Source organism: Kribbella sp. (assembly GCF_035687465.1).
GTDB lineage: Bacteria > Actinomycetota > Actinomycetes > Propionibacteriales > Kribbellaceae > Kribbella.
The window spans coordinates 1-3,960 of sequence record NZ_DASRXP010000300.1 but is presented as its reverse complement, the minus strand read 5'-3'; the positions used below and the strand labels follow the sequence as shown (position 1 = coordinate 3,960).

4 protein-coding genes are annotated in these 3,960 nt (G+C 69.8%); all 4 read left to right on the top strand.

Translation table 11 applies throughout. From position 1 onward, the window contains the following. The coding region (locus tag VFG33_RS15140; protein ID WP_325026791.1) for an amidase at nucleotides 1-1,100 on the top strand (1,100 nt) is incomplete at its 5' end. A 26-nt stretch (nucleotides 1,101-1,126) separates the two neighbouring features. After that, nucleotides 1,127-1,309, top strand: a complete 183-nt coding sequence (locus tag VFG33_RS15135) for a hypothetical protein (protein ID WP_325026789.1) — start codon at nucleotides 1,127-1,129, stop codon at nucleotides 1,307-1,309. Next, a complete protein-coding gene (locus tag VFG33_RS15130; RefSeq protein ID WP_325026787.1) occupies nucleotides 1,306-2,718 on the top strand; it encodes an amidase in 1,413 nt (470 codons plus the stop codon). The genes VFG33_RS15135 and VFG33_RS15130 overlap by 4 nt, the downstream gene beginning before the upstream one ends. 37 nt (nucleotides 2,719-2,755) lie before the next feature. Then, nucleotides 2,756-3,949, top strand: a complete 1,194-nt coding sequence (locus VFG33_RS15125; protein ID WP_325026784.1) for an MFS transporter — start codon at nucleotides 2,756-2,758, stop codon at nucleotides 3,947-3,949. Nucleotides 3,950-3,960: the final 11 nt, after the last annotated feature.

The following is a 3,960-nucleotide window of genomic DNA, read 5'->3' as shown; positions in this document are numbered from 1 at the left end:
GTACTGATGCCCCCGTGGTTGCCCGGCTGCGGGACGCCGGTGCCGTGTTCGTCGGCAAGGCGACCACCAGCGAGTTCGCCATCGGGTTGCCGGACGCAACCAAGGGCTTCCCGGTCCCACACAACCCGTGGAACATCGAGCACACGCCGGCAGGATCCAGCTCCGGTACTGGTATCGCCGTGTCCGCGGGCCTGGCTCTTGGTGGTCTCGGCACCGACACCGGCGGTTCGGTCCGCAGCCCTGCCGCGGTGAACGGCCACACCGGCCTGAAGGTCACGTTCGGCCGGGTGCCGAAGAGCGGGGTCGTCCCGCTCGGGTTCAGCCTGGACAGCATCGGCCCGATGGCTCGGAGCGCGTGGGACTGCGCTGCTCTGCTCGAGGTGATGGCGGGATTCGACCCGACCGATCCGAACGCGGCGCAGCAGCCGGTCCCGGCGTACACGGAACTGCTGGACGGGTCGGTGGACGGACTGCGGATCGCGCTGCCGATGCCGTACTTCTTCGACCACGAGCAGCTGGATCCGGAGATGCACGACGCGGTCCTCGTGGCGGTGAAGCAGTTGGTCGGTCTCGGTGCCTCCTCGACCGAGGTGGAGCTCGCCCACGCGGCCGAGGCGAAGGACGCGAACCACATCATCCTGGTGGCCGAGGCCTACGCGTACCACCGCAACAACCTGGTGAACCGCTGGACCGACTACGGCGTCCACACCCGGCCGACGCTGGCCCGCGGTGCCTTCTACAGCGCGGGCGATGTGGCCCAGGCCGAGCGCTTCCGGATGATGTTCTCCCGCCAGGTGGCGGCGCTGTTCGAGAACTACGACGTGATCATCACCCCGTCCGCGCCGACTCCCGCGGAACGCGCGGCCGACCTGTCGCCGAGCAAGCGGCTGCAGGTCGTGAGCTACACCGGCCACTGGAATCTGACCGGCCTCCCGGCCGTCGCCATCCCGGTCGGCTTCTCCACCAGCGGTCTGCCGTTGTCGATGCAGATCGTCGGCAAGCCGTTCGCCGAAGCCACCGTGCTGAAGGTCGCCGACGCCCTGCAGCAGATCACCGACTGGCACCTGGCGATGCCGCCGGTCGACGCGCTGGCCGCCTGACCCCTCCAGAGAGAAGAGAGCTTGCCATGAGCAATGAATCCGAACAGCTGGCGCTGGTACTGGCGATGGCCGGTGTCGAACCGATCGAGACGGATCTGGGGCCGCTGGCCACCGCCTACTCGATCGCCCGGGAGAACTCCGCCCTGGTCGCCTCCGTCACCGCCGCCCGCTACGAAGAGCCGGCCCTGATCTTCTCCGCCCGCCCATGACGGCCCGGACGATCTCCGCCGCGCTGGCGGCACTGCGGTCCGGCGAGGTCACCGCGACCGAACTGCTGGACGAGGCCATCGCAGTCGCCGACACACACGACGAGCAACTCGGCATCTACCTGGCCCGGTTCGACGAGCCGGCCCGCAAGGCGGCTGCCGCGGCGGACGAGGTCTACGCGGCCGGCGACCCGGCCGGTCCCCTGCTCGGGATCACCCTCGGTATCAAGGACATCATCACCAGCGTCGAGGGGCCGACCACCGCCCAGAGCCTGGTGCACGACCCCTCCTGGGGCGACCAGTTGGACGCGCCGGTGGTGAGTCGCCTGCGTACGGCGGGCGGCGTCATCACGGGCAAGACCACGACGATGGAGTTCGCCACCGGCCTGCCGGACCCGTCCAAACCGTTCCCGATCCCCCGCAATCCCTGGAACCCGGACCACTGGACCGGTGGGTCCAGCTCGGGCACCGGCAACGGTGTCGCGGCCGGAGCCTTCCTCGGTGGTCTCGGCACGGACACCGGCGGCAGCATCCGCGGCCCGGCGGCGTTCTGTGGCATTTCCGGGCTCAAGGCAACCTTCGGCCGGGTACCGAAATCGGGGTGCGTGCCGCTCGGCTACAGCCTGGACAACATCGGCCCGATGGCCCGGTCCGCCCGCGACTGCGCGATCATGCTCAACGTGCTGGCCGGGCACGACGCGAGCGACCCGTGCGCGGCCGACGAGCCGGTGCCGGACTACGAGGCCGCTCTGACCGGCGACCTCACCGGCCTGAGGATCGGCGTCGACCCGTTGGCGGAACATCGCCGGGCCGACCAGGATCCGCTGCTCGGCGAGCTACTCGACGCCGCGCTCGCAGTACTGGCCGAGCGCGGGGCGACCGTAGTACCGGTGCAGTTGCCGTACTACCGGGAGCTCACGGCGGCGACTGGTGTCACGTCTCGCAGTGAGGCGTTCGCCTATCACGCACCCGATCTGAAGAGTCGCTGGTCGGACTACTTCGCCGCTACCCGGCAGGGCATGGGCGCGGCACCGGCGTACTCGGGTGCCGACTACGTCCAGGCCCAGCGCGTACGCCGGGTCGGCCAGCGCGAGGTGGCGTCGTTGTTCGAGACGGTCGACCTGATCGTCACGCCGACGGCAAGTGTGGCGGCGTTCGCGATCGACGGTCTCGCGGCCGCGGGGATGGAGAGGTTCCGGGCGATGCACACGTCGTACTGGAACGCGGTCGGCAACCCGGCCCTGTCTATCCCGATCGGCCTCGGCGCCCAGCAACTGCCGCTCTCGCTGCAGGTGATCGGGCGGCCGTTCGACGAGGAGACCGTACTGCGGGCCGGTGACGCCTACCAGCAAGCGACCGACTGGCATCTGGCTCAGGCCTTGACCACTGACCGTGCTGCAGTCGGGGTCTGAGGAGACTGCATCGGGGACGGCTGGGTTACCGTCCCCGGTGCGCCGGGCCGAGCTGCGTCGGGTGCAGGGGTGCTTCCACGCGCTGGCAGTCGGCTCCGGCCTGACGCTGGGACTCACAGCACCGCTCACCGCGGTACTGGCGATGGAACTGGGCGCCGGCGCGTTCGCCGCTGGCGTCTCCGTCGCCTCACTGCCTGCCGTAGTGCTCGTGCTCGACATCCTCGGCACCCGCCTGCTGCCGTATCTCGAACCGCGCCGGGCGATCGTCAACGGCATGTTGCTGTGGGCGCTCGGCTCGTTCGGTTCGGCAGTGGCACCAACCTTCGAGCTGATGGCAGCCTCCCGCCTCGTCCAGGGCATCGGTCTGGCCCTGTACGCCGCTGCCGCGCCCCAGCTTGCTGTCCAGCTGGCCGGCAGCAACCGGGTCGGGCGGGCGATGGGCCGCTTCCAAGCCGCCATGACTCTGGGATCGGCAGTCGGCCCACTGGCAGGTGGTGCTGTCAGCGGAGTCGGCATCGGTACTGCGGGTCTGCGGCTGGCCTTCGCTGTCTGCGGGGTGCTCGCCCTGGGCTGCGCGCTGTTCGCCCGGCTCACACTGCCCAAGATTCCACCTCGGTTGGGACCTAGGTGGAGCCTGCCGAGTCTGCCCGGGATGGGTCGGCCGCGAGCGGTGCTCGGTCTGTGGATGGGTTCGGCAGGACAAGGTCTGCGGGGTGCGATCGGCCTCACCGTGATCCCGTTGGTGGCAGCCGAAGTACTGGATCTGAACGGGCTCCGGCTGGGGATCTTCCTCACCTCGATGTACCTGATCGAGGTGGTGACGACCGCGGTACTGGGCGCGCGGTCGGATCTGCGCGGCCGGCGGTCGGGGATCGTGCTCGGGGCCACGGTCGGGGTGCTCGGGGTCGGTCTGGTGTTCGCGGCGATGTCCAGTGCGTCGGTGCCCGTGCTGTTCGCGGCCGCGGTACCGCTGGGGATCGCGGGCGGCTGCATGTTCGGAGTACTGCCCGCACTGCTGGTGGATCTCGCCGGGACGACTGAGGTGGGGCTGTCGGCCACCAGGATCGCAAGGGACCTGGGATCGTCCGCCTGCATGGTCGGGGCCGGCACAGTGATCGCCCTGGCCGGTACTGCGGCTGCGCTCGGGCTGTGCGTGGTGCTCTACCTGACCGTCGGTGTCTGCATGCTGGTCGTCGGTGAGACCCGCGTTCCACCTAGCTTGGGTGTCTAGCTGGCCTGGGT